The organism is Streptomyces sp. NPDC030165 (assembly GCF_055573595.1).
Genome location: NZ_JBVIBD010000040.1, coordinates 32739 through 47630 on the forward strand (window position 1 = coordinate 32739; position 14892 = coordinate 47630).

The 14892-nt window shown below is 71.2% G+C and carries 15 protein-coding genes and 1 pseudogene; 5 read left to right on the plus strand and 11 right to left on the minus strand.

Annotated features, from left to right (window positions below; all coding sequences use genetic code 11):
- The first annotated feature begins 59 nt into the window (after positions 1 to 59).
- The gene (locus tag ACZ4Z1_RS39950; RefSeq protein ID WP_468491612.1) at positions 60 to 326 is read left to right on the plus strand and encodes an SCO5918 family protein; all 267 of its coding nucleotides are present in this window, start codon (positions 60 to 62) and stop codon (positions 324 to 326) included.
- 38 nt (positions 327 to 364) lie between these two features.
- On the opposite strand, the gene ACZ4Z1_RS39955 is transcribed toward ACZ4Z1_RS39950, so the two are convergent.
- From ACZ4Z1_RS39955 to ACZ4Z1_RS39965, 3 genes are all read right to left on the minus strand, one after another.
- Positions 365 to 1939, minus strand: coding sequence for a YfcC family protein (locus tag ACZ4Z1_RS39955; protein ID WP_468491626.1), 1575 nt, complete (start codon positions 1937 to 1939; stop codon positions 365 to 367).
- 8 nt (positions 1940 to 1947) lie between these two features.
- A complete protein-coding gene (locus tag ACZ4Z1_RS39960) occupies positions 1948 to 3345 on the minus strand; it encodes a M20/M25/M40 family metallo-hydrolase (RefSeq protein WP_468491627.1) in 1398 nt (465 codons plus the stop codon).
- Between the two features lie 189 nt (positions 3346 to 3534).
- A complete protein-coding gene (locus ACZ4Z1_RS39965) occupies positions 3535 to 4614 on the minus strand; it encodes an FAD-dependent oxidoreductase (RefSeq protein WP_468491613.1) in 1080 nt (359 codons plus the stop codon).
- An 84-nt stretch (positions 4615 to 4698) separates the two neighbouring features.
- Here ACZ4Z1_RS39965 and ACZ4Z1_RS39970 point away from each other — a divergent pair, with 84 nt between their 5' ends.
- The 3 genes from ACZ4Z1_RS39970 to ACZ4Z1_RS39980 all read left to right on the plus strand — a co-directional run bounded on the left by ACZ4Z1_RS39970 (position 4699) and on the right by ACZ4Z1_RS39980 (position 7180).
- Positions 4699 to 5280: a TetR/AcrR family transcriptional regulator gene (locus ACZ4Z1_RS39970; protein ID WP_468491614.1), complete on the plus strand. Its 582-nt coding sequence runs from the start codon at positions 4699 to 4701 to the stop codon at positions 5278 to 5280.
- A gap of 68 nt (positions 5281 to 5348) precedes the next feature.
- On the plus strand, positions 5349 to 6185 hold the full coding sequence (locus ACZ4Z1_RS39975) for a GNAT family N-acetyltransferase (protein WP_468491615.1): 837 nt from the start codon (positions 5349 to 5351) through the stop codon (positions 6183 to 6185).
- Between the two features lie 128 nt (positions 6186 to 6313).
- Positions 6314 to 7180 carry a chitosanase gene (locus ACZ4Z1_RS39980; protein WP_468491616.1) on the plus strand — a complete coding sequence of 289 codons (867 nt, stop codon included), beginning with the start codon at positions 6314 to 6316 and terminating at the stop codon, positions 7178 to 7180.
- Positions 7181 to 7256: 76 nt separating this feature from the next.
- Here the strand turns inward: ACZ4Z1_RS39980 and ACZ4Z1_RS39985 are convergent, their stop codons facing one another.
- From ACZ4Z1_RS39985 to ACZ4Z1_RS40020, 8 genes are all read right to left on the minus strand, one after another.
- Entirely contained in the window at positions 7257 to 8672 is a 1416-nt protein-coding gene (locus ACZ4Z1_RS39985; protein WP_468491617.1) for a nucleobase:cation symporter-2 family protein, read from the minus strand.
- Positions 8673 to 8947: 275 nt separating this feature from the next.
- Positions 8948 to 10351, minus strand: coding sequence for an 8-oxoguanine deaminase (locus ACZ4Z1_RS39990; protein ID WP_468491618.1), 1404 nt, complete (start codon positions 10349 to 10351; stop codon positions 8948 to 8950).
- Between the two features lie 74 nt (positions 10352 to 10425).
- On the minus strand, positions 10426 to 11832 hold the full coding sequence (locus ACZ4Z1_RS39995) for a nucleobase:cation symporter-2 family protein (protein ID WP_468491619.1): 1407 nt from the start codon (positions 11830 to 11832) through the stop codon (positions 10426 to 10428).
- 86 nt (positions 11833 to 11918) lie between these two features.
- The gene (pucL, locus tag ACZ4Z1_RS40000; RefSeq protein WP_468491620.1) at positions 11919 to 12899 is read right to left on the minus strand and encodes a factor-independent urate hydroxylase; all 981 of its coding nucleotides are present in this window, start codon (positions 12897 to 12899) and stop codon (positions 11919 to 11921) included.
- Positions 12900 to 12906: 7 nt separating this feature from the next.
- Entirely contained in the window at positions 12907 to 13323 is a 417-nt protein-coding gene (uraH, locus tag ACZ4Z1_RS40005) for a hydroxyisourate hydrolase (protein WP_468491621.1), read from the minus strand.
- Complete coding sequence (uraD, locus tag ACZ4Z1_RS40010; RefSeq protein WP_468491622.1) at positions 13320 to 13862, minus strand: 2-oxo-4-hydroxy-4-carboxy-5-ureidoimidazoline decarboxylase; 543 nt, start codon at positions 13860 to 13862, stop codon at positions 13320 to 13322. The genes uraH and uraD overlap by 4 nt, the downstream gene beginning before the upstream one ends.
- A gap of 171 nt (positions 13863 to 14033) precedes the next feature.
- Positions 14034 to 14414, minus strand: coding sequence for a helix-turn-helix domain-containing protein (locus ACZ4Z1_RS40015; protein ID WP_468491623.1), 381 nt, complete (start codon positions 14412 to 14414; stop codon positions 14034 to 14036).
- Positions 14411 to 14671 carry a YkoF family thiamine-binding protein gene (locus ACZ4Z1_RS40020; RefSeq protein ID WP_468491628.1) on the minus strand — a complete coding sequence of 87 codons (261 nt, stop codon included), beginning with the start codon at positions 14669 to 14671 and terminating at the stop codon, positions 14411 to 14413. Before ACZ4Z1_RS40020 ends, ACZ4Z1_RS40015 begins: the two co-directional genes overlap by 4 nt.
- Positions 14672 to 14797: 126 nt before the next feature.
- Between ACZ4Z1_RS40020 and ACZ4Z1_RS40025 the strand changes: the two are divergent.
- Positions 14798 to 14892, plus strand: a pseudogene (locus ACZ4Z1_RS40025) (hydroxypyruvate isomerase); the annotation flags it as partial.

Sequence of the window (14892 nt, forward strand, 5' to 3'; positions counted from 1 at the left end):
GGGCGCGGCGTGAGAAGGTGAGGGCTCAGGCTCCATTCCTGCTCACCCCTTGTTGAGGCATGATGCGTGTCACCATCGCCGGCGTTTTCTTCTACCTGCAGGCGAACGAGGTGGAGGAAAAGATGAGCGGCGTCGAGCCGGAGCCCATCAGCGGCGACTCCGTACTCGTCGGCTCCGTCGCCTACCCCGTCAAGCAGGTCGGCCGGATCGTGACCGGCCAGGATCCGCGGGACTTCAGCGCCGGGGAGATGGTGCGGGCGCTGCGCCGGCTCGGTTTCACCTGCCGGCCCAGGCCCGCATCGACCGAACCGTCCCCGCTCCTGTGACGGTACGGCCCGCACGGGCCCGCGGCCGGCGGGCCCGCTCACGTCATCGCCGCCCCCAGTCCCACGAACCCGCAGATCAGGATGGCGAGGAGGGCGAGCAGGGGCCACACGAAGCGCAGGTACTTGTCGTAACCGACCTTGGCCAGGGAGACCCCGCCCATGATGACGGCGGTGGTCGGCACCCACAGGTTCATCCAGCCGCTGGCCGCCTGCCAGGCCGTGACGGCCACCGCGCGCGAGACGTGCGCGAAGTCGGCCAGCGGCGCCAGGATCGGCATGGCGAGGGTGGCGTGGCCGGACGTGGACGGGATGAGGAAGGCCAGCGGCAGGTTGACGACGTAGACCATGATGCCGAACAGGGCCGACGGGGTGCCGGAGACGGCGCCCTCGACGGTGTGCAGGACGGTGTCGGTGATCTTCGCGTTGTTCATGATCGTCGTGACGCCGCGGGCCAGCACGATCACCAGGGCCGGTGAGACGAACTCGGCGACGCCCTGGACGAACGTCGAGCTGAGCCGCTGCTCGCCCATCCGCGCGATGATCCCCACGAGGATCGAGGCGGCGACGAACAGCGCGGCCAGCTGCGGGAAGGACCAGCCCAGCTCGAAGGCGTACGGCGCGGCGTCGGCGTCCCCGGTGAGCGCCCCGGACCACGGGATCACCGAGAAGATCATGAAGGCGAACACCAGCGCCACGGTGACCAGCACGGTCTTGTGCAGCCCGGTCAGCGGCGGCGGCTCCGCCGCGTCGTCGGCGACCCGGGCGCGGTCCCGGTCGCCGGGCAGGAAGCCGACGAGGGAGCGGTCCGGGTCGGCCCGTACGCGCCGCGCGTAGCGCACCACGTACCCGATGGTGACGGCGGTCAGTACCAGCCACATCACCACCCGCAGCGCGATGCCGTCGCCCAGCGAGATGTCGGCGGCCGAGGAGGCGACGCCGGTGGCGAAGGGGTTGACGGTGGAGCACAGGACGCCGATGCCGGCCCCGAGGATGATCGTGGCGGTGGCCACCATCCGGTCGTAGCCGAGCGCCAGCATCAGCGGTACGACCAGGCCGTAGAAGCCGAGCGTCTCCTCGGCGAAGCCCTCGACCGTGCCGAGCAGCGAGAAGACGGCCATCACGCCGACGATCAGCAGGGCGCCGCGATGGCGGAGGCGGTGCGCCAGCCGGCCGATGCCGCGGTCCAGCGCGCCGGTGGAGAAGACGACCGTGATGAACGCGCCGATGGCCAGCACGAACAGGAAGACGCCCGCGCTGCCGTACAGTTCGCCCGCCAGCGTCGGGCCGACCTGCCCGGTCTTGCCGTCCTGCACTCCGTAGAGGCCGTTGACCGGCGACAGGAAGAGGTCGTTGAGGCGGTCGGTGAAGGACTGGCCTGAGGGGGTGCGGTGGTAGGTGCCCTGGAGCGGGGTGCCCTCGCCGTCGCGGTCGTAGGTGCCGGAGGGGATGAAGAAGGCCAGGAGCCAGACCGCGAGGGTCACCACGACCAGGACGGTCAGGGCGCTGGGGAAGGTGAAACCGCGCCGGCGGCGCTGCGGGCTGTCCGGGCCGTCGGCGTGGGCCGTGCCGGTGACCGGGGACTGCTCGGCGGGCCGGGAGTTCTCGTCGGGCATCGGAACGCTCACGCGGCGGCCCCGGTGCGGAACGCGGCGGCGTACTCGCGCAGGAAGACGGCCTCCGCCAGGGTCGCGGCGCGCAGCTCAGAGAGCAGTACCCGTTCGTCGGGCGCGTGCAGGTTGCACTGTTTGTCCTCGGCGCCGAAGATCAGCACCTCGGCCTCCGGGACGGCCCGCGCCAGGCCGTTGACCAGCGGGATGGAACCACCGCCCGCGGCGTGCACGGGGTCGGCGCCCCACGCCCGGCGCATCGCGGCCTCGGCGGCGCGGTAGGCGGGTCCGCCGGTACGGGCCTCGAAGCCGGCGCCCGCGTCGCCGGGCGTCACGGTCAGCGGGACGCCGAAGGGCCGCAGCCGCTCCAGGTGCCGTACGAGTGCGTCCAGGGCCTCCTGCGGGTCCTGGCGGGGGTGGCAGCGCAGGTTGAGTTTGGCGCGGGCGTACGGCACGACGGCCGAGGCGGCATGGTCCACCGAGGGGGCGTCCAGGCCCATGACGGTGACGGCCGGGCCGCTCCACAGGCGTTCGCCCAGGCTGCCGGAGCCGAGCAGCGGCAGTCCGTCGCGCACACCGGCCAGGGCGCGGAACTCCGTCTCGGTGAGGGCGGTGCCGGTCCACGGTTCGCGGTGCAGCCCTTCGACGGCGACGTCGCCGTGCACGTCGTGCAGGGTGGCGAGGGCGTTGAGGAGGGTGAGCAGCGCGTCCGGGGCGGCGCCGCCGTACTCGCCGCTGTGCACGGCCTCGCCGAGCGTGCGTACCTCCACGGTCAGTTCGGCGGCGCCGCGCAGGCCGGTGACGAGCGTGGGCGTACCGGCGCGGAGGTTGCCCGCGTCGGCGATGACCATCGCGTCGCAGGCGAAGCGTTCGGGGTCGGTGGGCGGGTAGGCGTCGAAGGCGCTGCCGTACTCCTCCTGGCCCTCGAAGACGATTTTGATGCCGACCGGGGGCCGGCCGCCGTGGGCACGCAGCGCGCCGAGGTGGACGAGGAGGTTCGCCTTGCAGTCGGCGATGCCGCGGGCCCGGATGGCGGGGCCGCCGTGCGGGTCGGTGAAGTCGGTGGGCTCGAAGGGTGGTGACGTCCACAGCCGGAGGTCGCCCGCGGGCTGGACGTCGTAGTGGCCGTACAGGAGGACGGTGGGGGCGTCCGGGGTGGGCGGCGGGACGGTGCCGGTGATGACCGGCGCGGTGCCGGGGAGGTCCAGTTGGCCGAGGTCGGTGACGCCGGCGGCGCGCAGCAGGGTGAGGAGTTCGTCGCGCGCCGCCAGGACCGGCTCGGGCGGGTGGCCGGGGAAGGCGACCGAGGGGATCGCCGCGAGCCGCTTGAGGTCGTCGCACAGGACGGGCAGCAGGCTGTCGACGGCGGCTTCCAGGTCGTCGGCGGCCGGGGGCGGGGCGCTCGCGCCCAACGGTGCGGTCCTGGACGCGGGGTCGGCTCTGCGCGGGGGCTCGGTGTCCGGCTGCCGGGCGTGTGGGTGCTGGGCGTTCGGGTCCACCGCGGAACCCCTCTCCGTGGCGCAGGGCGCTCACTTGGCTGACTTTCAGGTCCAATGCAGCGTATCGGGCAAATCGCCCACACTCTCGGCGCGCGCCGCCCCTCAGGCCGGCGGCCCGCCGAGAGTCAGCGCTGCCCGCATCGCCGCGTTCCGCAGACCCGTCAGCCGTCGCGCGTGCGCCATCCGGTTCATCAGCCGCGCCGTGCGCACCAGCCGCTGGGTCACGGAACGCCGTTCATGATCATACGTACGGAGAGCCGTCGTCACGTCCGGCGACACCCGCAGGGCCCCCGCCAACTCCACGGCGTCCACCAGCGCTTCGCAGGCGCCGCGCCCCAGGTCGGGCGTCATGGCATGGGCCGCGTCACCGATGAGCGCGGTACGGCCCCTGACGTACGAGGGCAGCGGCGGGTCGAGGTGGTACAGGTCCAGGCGCAGCACCCCGGGCTCGTCCAGCTGCTCCAGTACGTCACGTACGGCGGCGTGCCAGTGCCCGAAGCGGGCGCGCAGCGCGTCGGTCTCGCGGCCCGGCTCGCGCTGCCCCTCCGGCGCGATCGCGCAGGCGAACCAGTTGGTGCGCCCGCCCGTGGTGGGCGTGATGCCGAATCGCATCCCTTCACCCCAGGTCTCGATGACGGCGCCGGTGTCACCGCCGACCGTGCCGCGCCAGGACGACGCGCCGACGTAGCGGGCGCGGTACCGCGGGCCGAACAGGGTGGCGCGGGCGGCGCTGTTGAGGCCGTCCGCCGCGATCACCACGTCGTACGCACCGTCCAGCGCGCGGATGTCGTCGACCGTACGGCCGAAGGTCACCGAGCCCTCGCCGCCGGCCGCCTCGTACAGGAGGGCCAGCAGTTCGGGGCGGGAGATCAGACGGACGACGTCTCCGGTGCGCCGCTGGAGGGCTGCGACGTCGAGGGTGGCGATCCGTCCGCCGTCGGGGCGCAGGAAGGCGCCGGCGGTCTGCGGCCGGCTCAGGTCCCGCACCTGTTCGCCGAGGCCGAGGGCGTCCAGCGCGGCCAGCGCGCCGGGCCACAGCCCGAGGGCGGTGCCGGTTGCGGGCAGGCGGCGGGCGCGTTCGAAGACGTCGACCGACCAACCGCCTTCGCGCAGGTGGAGGGCGGTGGCGAGGCCGCCGATGCCGCCGCCGACGACGGCTGCCGTGCGTGGTGTCAGCTCCATGCCCTCACACGGTACTATGTTTATAGTGAATCGGCACTACAAACATAGTAGCCGCGACGGACACAGCGACGAGAGGTGCGCAGGGTGGCACGACGGCGGGACCAGGTCCTGGACGCGGCGATCGAGGTGCTGGGGGCCGAGGGGCCGCGCCGGCTGACCTACCAGGCGGTGGACACCGCGGCAGGCGTACCCTCGGGCACCACCTCCAACTACTTCCGCAACCGCGGCGCCCTGATCGACGGCATCGTCGGCCACCTGGAGACGCTGGAGCGCCGCGACTGGGAGGAGTTCGCCCGGCAGGCCGCACCGGCCGACGCAGCGGAACTCGCGGAAGCCGTGACGCGCTTCCTCCTGTACGCGACCGGACCCGAGCGCGCCAGGACCGCCGCCCGCTACGCCCTGTACCTGGAAGCCTCGGCCCGGCCCGAACTGCGCCCCTCGCTCACCCGGGGACGCGAGACCGTCGTCGGCTGGGGCACGGAGTGGATGCGGCGCTGCGGGTCACCCACCCCGCAGCGCCACTGCGAGATCCTCTTCGACTACCTCGACGGCGTCGCCTTCCACCAACTCTCCTTCCCCGCCGAGGCATTCGACCCGGGCCCGGGCATCAGGGAACTGCTCACCAGGCTGCTCGACACCCCCGCGGAGCCCGCCACGGCACCCTGACGGCCGACGCGCCGCGCCACGGCCGAATTCGATGGCCGCCGACCGCGGCCTGTGGTGGAGTGACGCCGGTGACCACACACGACACCGAGCAAGCGCGAGCCGCCGCCTACCGCGCGGCGTACGACGAGCAGATGCGGGACCGCGGGTCCGCGCCGGACACCGAGCGCGTCGGCCCCGTACTGCGCAGGACCCTCCCGGCCGCACAGGGCGGACTGATCTTCTACCGCGACCTGGGCGGGCTCGACGGAACGGAACTGGACGCCTTCATCGCCGCCCAGCGCGACCACTTCGCCGGCCGCGCCCTGCCGGTCGAGTGGAAGTACCACGGCCACGACCTGCCCGCCGACCTGCCGGACCGGCTGGCGGCGGCCGGTTTCGTGCCGGGCGAGCGGGAGACGGTCGTCATCGGCGAGGCGGCGGAGATCGCCGGACCGCCGGGCGAGGCGCCGCTCCCCGAGGGCGTACGGCTGCGCGACGTCACCGACCGCGCCGACTTCGACCGTATCGGGGAACTGGCCGCGACCGTCTGGGCCGACGACCGGAGCTGGCTGGCGCCGGCCATGGAGGAGTGGGTGGCGGGGCGCGACGGCGACCCGTGCACGGTGACCGTGGCGGAGTCGCTGGCGGGCGAGGTGGTCTCGGCGGCGTGGATGCGCTTCCACCAGGGCACCGCCTTCACCTCGCTGTGGGGCGGCTCGACGCTGCCCAACTGGCGCGGCAAAGGCGTCTACCGCGCGCTGGTCGCCCACAGGGCGGCGCTCGCCGTGGCGCGCGGATTCCGGTACGTGCAGGTCGACGCGCTGGAGACCAGCCGCCCCATCCTCAACCGGCTGGGGCTGGTCAGTGCGGCCACGACCGTCCCGTACGTCTGGCAGCCGCCCGGCGACGCGGGCAAGCGCGTCTGAAACGCCGGGGATTGGCGGGATCTGATGGGTTACGGTCCTCCCCCGGAATCTGATAGGAAAGCTTCCTAACGATTGGGATCCCTCACCGCTCCCCGGCCACCCGGCCTGCTCCCCACTGGAGGACATCCATGCGTGCCCGATCCATAGGCAAGGCGATCCGCAAGCCCGCCACCGGCCTGACCCTCGGTCTGGTCCTGCTCGCCGTACCGGCCACCGCCGTCGCCGGTACGGCGGTCGCCGCCACCGGCCAGGCGCCGGCCGCGACCCGCACCACCGCCAAGGCCGCGGCCGGCCTGGACGACCCGGCGAAGAAGGAGATCGCCATGCAGCTGGTCTCCAGCGCCGAGAACTCCTCACTGGACTGGAAGAAGCAGTACGCCTACATCGAAGACATCAAGGACGGCCGCGGCTACACCGCCGGCATCATCGGCTTCTGTTCCGGCACCGGCGACATGCTGGACCTGGTCGAGCTGTACACGAAGCGCGAGCCCGGCAACGTCCTGGCGAAGTACCTGCCCGCGCTGCGCAAGGTCAACGGCAGCGACTCGCACGCGGGCCTGGGCTCCGCCTTCGAGAAGGACTGGAAGAAGGCCGCCCAGGACAAGGAATTCCAGAAGGCGCAGAACGACGAGCGGGACCGGGTGTACTTCAACCCCGCGGTCAAGCAGGGCAAGGCCGACAAGATCGGTGTGCTGGGCCAGTTCGCGTACTACGACGCGATCGTCATGCACGGTGACGGCAGCGACAAGACCAGCTTCTCCAACATCCGCAAGCGCGCCATGGCCAAGGCCAAGACCCCGGCGCAGGGCGGCGACGAGAAGGCCTACCTCAACGCCTTCCTGGACGCCCGGGTGTGGGCGATGAAGCAGGAGGAGGCGCACAGTGACACCAGCCGCGTGGACACCGCGCAGCGCGTCTTCCTCAAGAAGGGCAACCTGAACCTGAACCCGCCGCTGGACTGGAAGGTCTACGGGGACTCGTACCACATCGGCTGAGCGGGGCGACGGCCCGTACCGTGCCGGAAATCCGGCGTGGTACGGGCCGTCGGCGCGTCCGTATCCGTACGACGGCTCAGTGCGCCCCGGCCGTCCGGGCGTCCGGGGCCCCGCGCTCCGGCTGCTGCGGGATCACCTCCAGCGGCGGTTCGCCGCGCCGCTTGCCGAGGTGGTTGAAGGCGATGTTGAGCACGATGGCGACGATGCAGCCGGTGCTGATGCCGGAGTCCAGGACGACCAGCATGTCCTTGGGGAAGTCGTGGTAGAACCGCGGCGCCGCGATCGGTATCAGGCCGATGCCCACCGAGGCGGCGACGATCAGCGCGTTCTCGCCCTTGTCCATCGCGGCCGTGGCCAGCGTCTGGATACCGCTGGCGGCGACCGAACCGAACAGCACGATGCCCGCGCCGCCCAGCACCGGCAGCGGGACCAGTGAGATCACCGAGGCGGCGACCGGGCACAGGCCCAGCACGATCAGGATCAGGCCACCGGTGGCGACGACGAACCGGCTGCGCACCTCGGTCATCGCGACCAGGCCGATGTTCTGCGCGAAGGCGCTGTTGGCGAAGCCGTTGAAGAGCGGGCTGAGGGCGGTGCCGAGGGTGTCGGCGCGCAGGCCGCCCCCGATGGTGCGCTCGTCGGCGGGCCGGTCCACGATCTTGCCGAGGGCGAGCATGTCGGCGGTGGACTCGGTCATGCAGACCAGCATGACGATGCACATGCTCACCACAGCGGCCACGTCGAACTGCGGTGCGCCGAAGTGGAACGGCGTCGGGAAGCCGACGACGTCAGCCTTGGTGATGGCCCCGAAGTCGGTGATGCCGACGGGTATCGCGATGAGCGTGCCGGCGACCAGGCCGAGCAGGATGGATATCTGCTGGAGGAAGCCGCGCAGCACCCGGCGCAGCACCAGCACGACGACGAAGGTCAGCGCCGCCATGCCGATGTTGGTCAGGGAGCCGTAATCGGATGCCTGGGCGTTGCCGCCCTGGGACCAGTTGAAGGCGACGGGCAGCAGGGACACGCCGATCAGGGTGATGACGGTGCCGGTGACGACCGGCGGGAAGAACCGCACCAGCTTGGAGAAGTACGGCGCGAGGAGGAAGCCGAGGACACCGGCGACGATCACCGCGCCGAAGATGACGGGCAGCGCGTCGCCGGGGCCCTGCGCCTTGCCGATGGCGACCATCGGGGTCACGCCGGCGAACGAGACGCCGTTGACGAACGGCAGCCTGGCGCCGACCTTCCAGAAGCCGAGGGTCTGGAGCAGGGTGGCGATGCCCGCGGTGAAGAGGCTGGCGCCCATCAGGAAGGCGGTTTCGGTGGGGCCGAGTCCGCAGGCCGGGCCGACGATCATCGGCGGGGCCACCACGCCCGCGTACATCGCGGCCACGTGTTGCAGGCCGCTGGTGAACATCTTGAAGGGCGGGAGGGTCTCGTCGACCGGGTGTTTCCGGTCGCCCCGGTCCGTCCGCCCTGGGGTTGCGGCCACTGCGGGCCTCCTTCGATTTCTGCGCCGCGAGGGGGCGGCGGCGCGAGGCTGTCACGGAGGGCATGCGTCGGTGCGGTGGGGCAGCGGTCCGCGCTCGTGGCGCGTCGAAAAGCGTGACGGGTCGTCACATGGGGGGTGATGAGGCACTTACCGGGCCGGGGGCACGAAGTGACCTCCGTGCCCCCGGGTTCCGGCGCTTGTGGATCCCGCTCGGATCCACAAGCCCCCGGCCGGGGCCGTCCCCCCGGCCGAGTTCTCGGGCCGCCGGGCGGGGATCAGCCCTCGGCGGCGATACGGGCCAGGCGCTGGGCCTCGGCCCGGGCGGTGCGGGCGACGCTCTCCTCGTCGACGGTGGTCAGCCGGCCGTCCTCGACCACCGGCGCGCCGTCGACCAGGGACAGCGTGACGGGCGCCGCGGCGCCGAAGACCAGGGCGGTCACCGGGTCGGCGATGGTGGAGTGGGCCAGGCCGTCCAGCTTCCACAGCACCAGGTCGGCCAGCTTGCCGGCCTCCAGGGAGCCGATCTCGGCGGTACGGCCCAGGACCTGGGCGCCGCCGTAGGTGCCCAGGCGCAGCGCCTTGCGGGCGTCGAGTGCGGCTTCCCTGTGCGCGCCGAGCCGGTTGATCAGCAGCGCGTTGCGCAGTTCGGTGTGGAGTTCGCCGCTCTCGTTGGAGGCGGTGCCGTCCACGCCGAGGCCGACCGGTACGCCTGCCGCGAGCATGTCGGGTACGCGGGCGATGCCGGCGGCGAGCCGGGCGTTGGAGGACGGGCAGTGCGCCACGCCGGTCCTCGTCCGGGCGAAGGCGGCGATGTCGGAGTCGTTCATGTGGACGCAGTGCGCCATCCACACGTCCTCGCCGAGCCAGCCGGTGGACTCGAAGTAGGCGGTCGGGCCCATGCCGAACAGCTCGTGGCAGAACTTCTCCTCCTCGACCGTCTCCGAGCCGTGGGTGTGCAGCCGTACCCCCTTGCGGCGGGCCAGTTCGGCCCCTTGCCGCAGGAGTTCGGTGGATATGGAGAACGGGGAGCAGGGGGCCACGGCGATGTGCACCATCGAGCCGAAGGACGCGTCGTGGTGGGTGTCGATGGCCTCTTCCGTGGCCTTCAGCGCGCCCTCGGTGGTCTCGACGGCGAAGTCCGGCGGCAGTCCCCCGTCCTTCTCACTGCGGTCCATCGAGCCGCGGGCCAGGGTGATGCGGGCGCCGATCTCGCGGACGGCGGCCAGTTCGGCGCCGACCAGGTCGCCGGAGCCCTGCGGGAAGACGTAGTGGTGGTCGGAGGCGGTGGTGACACCGCCCTTGACCATCATGGCCAGCGACCCCTGGGTGGCGGCGGCGAGCATCGGCGCGTCGATGCGGGCCCAGGTCGGGTAGAGGGCCACCAGCCAGTCGAAGAGGTTGTGGTCGGTGGCCAGGCCGCGGGTGATCCACTGGTAGAAGTGGTGGTGGGTGTTGACCAGGCCGGGGGTGGCGAGGTGGCCCGTACCGTCGATCCGGCGGACCACGTTCGCCAGGCCGTCGGGGGCCTTGCCCGGGCCCACCGATTCGATGAGGTTTCCGGCGACGACGACGTGGCCCGAGGCGTACTCGGTGTCGTGGGCGTCGACGGTCGCGATGGCGCAGTTCTCGATGACGATGCGCTGCGTCACGACGCTGTCAGGGGATGCCGGTGCTGCCATGGTGGATCTCCTAGAAAATGCGGCATGGGTTTCCCCCTGCTCGTCGGGAGCCTGGGGGAGGGCACGGCATGGCCCTACGGGATTTGAGTGCCGGAGCCGGGCGAGGCGGCTGACAGTACCGCTGCCCCCTTGGTGCTCCGGGTGCCGAGATGGTGGAAGAACAGGTTGAGCAGGACCGCGACGAGCGCGCCGGCGCTGATGCCGGAGCCGAGCACGGTCTGTGCCCAGGCGGGGAAGTCCTCGTAGAACGTCGGGGCGGCGAGCGGGATGATGCCCGCGCCCAGCGATACGGCCACCAGGATGATGTTGGAGCTGTCGTCGAGACCGGCCTCGGCGAGCGTACGGATGCCGCTGACCGCGATCGAGCCGAACAGGACGATGCCGGCGCCGCCGAGGACGGGCATCGGCACGAGGTTGACGACCGCGCCGAGGACGGGGAAGGCGCCGAGGACGAGCAGGGTGGCACCGGCGACGGCGACGACGTAGCGGCTGCGCACCCGGGTCAGCGAGACGACGCCGACGTTCTGCGCGAAAGCGCTGGTGGGGAAGCCGCCGAAGACCGGCCCCACGAGGGTGGCGAGGCCGTCGGTGCGCAGGCCGCGGGTGATGGTCCGTCCGGTCGTACGCCGTTCGCAGATCTCGCCGACGGCGAGCATCCCGGCCGCGGACTCGGTCATCAGGACCAGCATCACGATGCACAGGGACAGCACGGCGGCGGGCTGGAACTCCGGCGGGCCGAAGGCGAAGGGGGTGGGCAGCGCGACGACGGGCGCCTCGCGCAGCGAGTCGAAGCTCGCCATGCCGAACGGAACCGCTGCGAGGGTGCCGGCGACCAGGCCCAGCAGCAGGGCGATCTGCTTGACGAAACCACGGGTGAAGCGCTGGATCAGCAGGATGACCACGAGCGTGAAGGCGGCCAGCGCCAGGTACTTCATGGCGCCGAAGTCGGCGGCCTCCTTGTCGCCGCCCTGTGCCCAGCCGACCGGTACGGGCATCAGGGTGACGCCGATGAGCGTGATGACGACGCCGGTGACCAGCGGCGGGAAGTAGCGCAGCAGTCTGCCGAAGAACGGGCCGACGGCGAGGCAGAAGGCGCCGGCGACCATCACCGCCCCGTATATGGCGGGCAGTTGGTGGCCCTTGGCGGTGGTCTCGGCAATGGCGAGCATCGGGGTGATGCCCGCAGAGGAGGCGGCGTTGACGAACGGCAGCCGGTTGCCGGCGAACCGGCCGGCGCCGAGGGTCTGCAGGAGGGTCGCGAGACCGGCGATCAGCAGGCTGGCGGCGATCAGCCGGGTGCGGCCCGCGGTGTCCAGGCCGGTGGCCTGGCCGATGATGAGCGGAGGGGTGACGACGCCGGCGTACATGGCGGCGATGTGCTGCAGGGCGGCGGGGACGAGCCGCTTGGGGGCCGGCTTCTCGTCCACCGGGTGGACCGGTGGGACGGGGGATTTCTCAACGTGCGGTGGTGGTGCAGCCATGGGTCGCGTTCCCCTCAGGATGCGCGGGCCCCTCCCCGCTGCGGGACGGGGAGGGACGGCGAGGCACGGCGCTGCGTCGGGAGCCGTCAGAGGTTGGTCAGATCCGTCGGGATCTCGGCTTCGACACCGTCGCGCAGGACAGTGGCTTCTATCAGGCCGTACGGGCGGTCCGCCGCGTAGTAGACGGCTCCCTCGGCGGTGTCGTTCTTCAGGCCGAACGGCTCCAGATCCACCAGGAAGTGGTGCTTGTTCGGCAGTGAGAACCGCACCTCGTCGATCTCCGCGCGGTTGTTGATGATCCGCGAGCCCATCTGGTACAGGGTCTGCTGGAGCGAGAGGCTGTAGGTCTCCGCGAAGGCGTCCAGCATGTGCTTCTTGACCTGGGCGTAGGAGCGTTCCCAGTTGGGCATCCGCTCGTCGTCGTCGGTCCAGTTGAACCGCCAGCGGCCGGAGACCTCGGTGGCCAGGATGCGGTCGTAGGCCTCCTTGAGCGTCGTGTACCTGTCCTTGATGTAGCCCCAGAACTCGGAGTTGGTGGAGTTCATCACGACGAGGTCCTTCAGGCCGGAGACGACCTGCCACCTGTCACCGTCGTAGGTGATCTGGGTCAGCCGGGTCTCCTGGCCCTTGCGGACGAAGGAGTGCTTGACCTCGTCCGCGCCGATGAACTTCGCGTTGGCCTCGGAGGTCTCGATGCGCTCCCAGGCGTACTCCTCGATGCGGATCCGGGCCCGGTGGATGGGCTCCTGGCTGGTGACGAAGTGCCGGGCGAGGTGGATGCCGAACTGCTCGGCCGACTCGATGCCGTGTTCCTTGGCGAAGGCGTACACGGTGTTCTTGGTCGTGTCGGTGGGCAGGCAGTGGGCGTTGGAGCCGGAGAGGTGGACGTCTTCGAGGTCGCCGGAGAGCGCGACCGAGACGTTGAGGTCCTTGATGTGGTGGGTGTCGCCGTCCCGGGTGATGCGGACGACGCGGTTTTCCGCCTTGCCGTACTGGTTCTGGCCGAGAATCACCGGGCGGGCAGGGCGGGAGGAATCCGGGCGGGCAGGGCGGGAGGAGATGGTCATGTCGGTGCTAGCTCCCTCGGTATACGGAGTAGCCGAACGGGTTGAGCAGCAGCGGTACGTGGTAGTGCTCACCCGGTGTGACGGCAAAGGTGATCGCCACCTCCGGGAAGAAAGCTCCGCTGTCCCTTACGCGGGGGGCGTCCTGCTGTTCCTCGGCTTGCTGGTCGGCCGTGTCGGCCTTGCTGGCGAGGTACGCCTCGGTCTCGAAGTCCAGGCGTACGTGGGTGGTGTCCGCCGGCAGCGCCGGCAGGTCCTTGCAACGCCCGTCCGCGTCGGTCTTGGAAGCGCCGTGGGCGCTCCAGCCGCCGGCGTGTCCGGAGCGCACCGAGAGCGTGAGGGCGATGCCCTCCGCGGGGCGGCCCACGCTGGTGTCCAGGATGTGCGTGGACACCGACGTCTGGTGCCGGGCCGTCTCGCTGCTCATGGTCGTCCTCCTTCTGCGGCGTCTGCCGGGTCCGCCGCGTCGTCGACGAGGCGGCCCAGCCGGATGCGATTGATCTTGCCCAGTTCCCTGCGGACGATCTCGCGTTCTTGTTCCGGCGTGTTGTCGAGCCGGTTACGGGCGGCGTCGCGCATCTGCTCACCGGTCCGGCCGGTGGCGCAGATCAGGAAGACATGCCCGAACTTCTCCTGGTACGCGAGGTTCAGTTCGAGCATTTCCGCCTTGAGGTCCGCGCCGGCCGCGGACATTCCCCGCTGTTCGCGGGAGGAGGTCGCGTCGCCCGGCGTGGGCCGGCCGATGGGCGGGTGACCGGCCATCGCCTCGGCCAGGTCCGCCGCGGTCAGCTCGGCCGTGGCGGCATCGCTGGCGGCGAACAGGGCGTCGGTGGTGGCGTACGGGCGGCGGGCGAGGATCCGGCTCCCCCACGCTTCGCTGGCACACGCCTCGCGCAGTGCGGCACGGGCCGTACTGTCGGCTGCGGCGTTGAACCGGGCGAGACCCGGCGTCGGATTCGAAGACACGGGAAGCCTCCGTGGCCTGGTGCTGTACGGGCTCTGCTTGGCTGGAAACAGCTAAGACCTCCGACAACATCACGTCAACACTTTGTTGAAAACTCGGCAACAAGAAAGCCGCCGTCCGGTTCACCCGGACGGCGGCTCGTACGCAAGTGCCCAACGGGCACCGCTTCTGGGTCAGTCGGCACCCTTCGCGGCGTTGTCCCTGTTCAGGTAGTTGTAAACGGTGAAGCGGCTGACACCCAGCGCACTGGCGACCGTCTCGACCCCGTGACGTACGGAGAACGCGCCGCGCGCCTCCAGGATCCGCACCACCGACTGCTTGGTCCGGCGGTCCAGGTCGCTGAGCGGCATACCGTGCCGGCGCTGGAGCTCGGCGAGGAGATGGTCCAGCGAATCGGACAGGTGCGGCAGCCGTACGGCCACCCGGTCCCGCCCCTCCCACGCCAGGACGACATCGTCACCCCGCGCCTGCTCCGGCGCAACCATCTCCGCGCCCATGGCGTCCACCAGCGGCTTCACCGCCTGGACGAACGGGTGGTCGGCGGGCTCGGTCACGTCGCGTCCTCCCCGGCCGGCGCGATCACGTTGACCTGGAGGGAGACGCGGGTGGCACCGGCCTCCAGGGATTCGCGCAGCAGCGCGTCCACCGCGGAGAGCACCTTCTCGCCCTCCCCCTCGGCGGTGTTGCCGAACGGGCCGACGTCGACGGCGTCCAGCCCGGCGTCCGTAATGATCTCGCGCCCCACGACCGCGTGGGCGGGCGCTTCGTCCAGATCGAACGGTTCCGTCGTGAATTCCACTCGCAATCGCACCATGCCCCCAAACTAGCGCCGCCGGACCGCCCTCCGTCCCGGCCTCTTGACAGGTCCCGAGACCCGCGGGCAGTGTTCCAACAAGCAGAAAGCTAGTTCCGCAATACGGAAGGTGCGCTCTCCCTTATGGGTTTCTCGGACGCGCGTTTCAACGTCAACCTGTCGATCCTGTTCACCGAGCTGCCGTTGCTGGAGCGGCCGGCGGCCGCCGCCGCTGCGGG

Coding starts and splice junctions, on each gene's coding strand:
- ACZ4Z1_RS39980 (WP_468491616.1), top strand. CDS start 6,314: ATGCGTGCCCGATCCATAGGCAAGGCGATCCGCAAGCCCGCCACCGGC.
- uraH (WP_468491621.1), bottom strand. CDS start 13,323: ATGAGCAGCGAGACGGCCCGGCACCAGACGTCGGTGTCCACGCACATC.
- ACZ4Z1_RS39965 (WP_468491613.1), bottom strand. CDS start 4,614: ATGGAGCTGACACCACGCACGGCAGCCGTCGTCGGCGGCGGCATCGGC.
- pucL (WP_468491620.1), bottom strand. CDS start 12,899: ATGACCATCTCCTCCCGCCCTGCCCGCCCGGATTCCTCCCGCCCTGCC.
- ACZ4Z1_RS39950 (WP_468491612.1), top strand. CDS start 60: ATGATGCGTGTCACCATCGCCGGCGTTTTCTTCTACCTGCAGGCGAAC.
- ACZ4Z1_RS39995 (WP_468491619.1), bottom strand. CDS start 11,832: ATGGCTGCACCACCACCGCACGTTGAGAAATCCCCCGTCCCACCGGTC.
- ACZ4Z1_RS39955 (WP_468491626.1), bottom strand. CDS start 1,939: ATGCCCGACGAGAACTCCCGGCCCGCCGAGCAGTCCCCGGTCACCGGC.
- ACZ4Z1_RS39990 (WP_468491618.1), bottom strand. CDS start 10,351: ATGGCAGCACCGGCATCCCCTGACAGCGTCGTGACGCAGCGCATCGTC.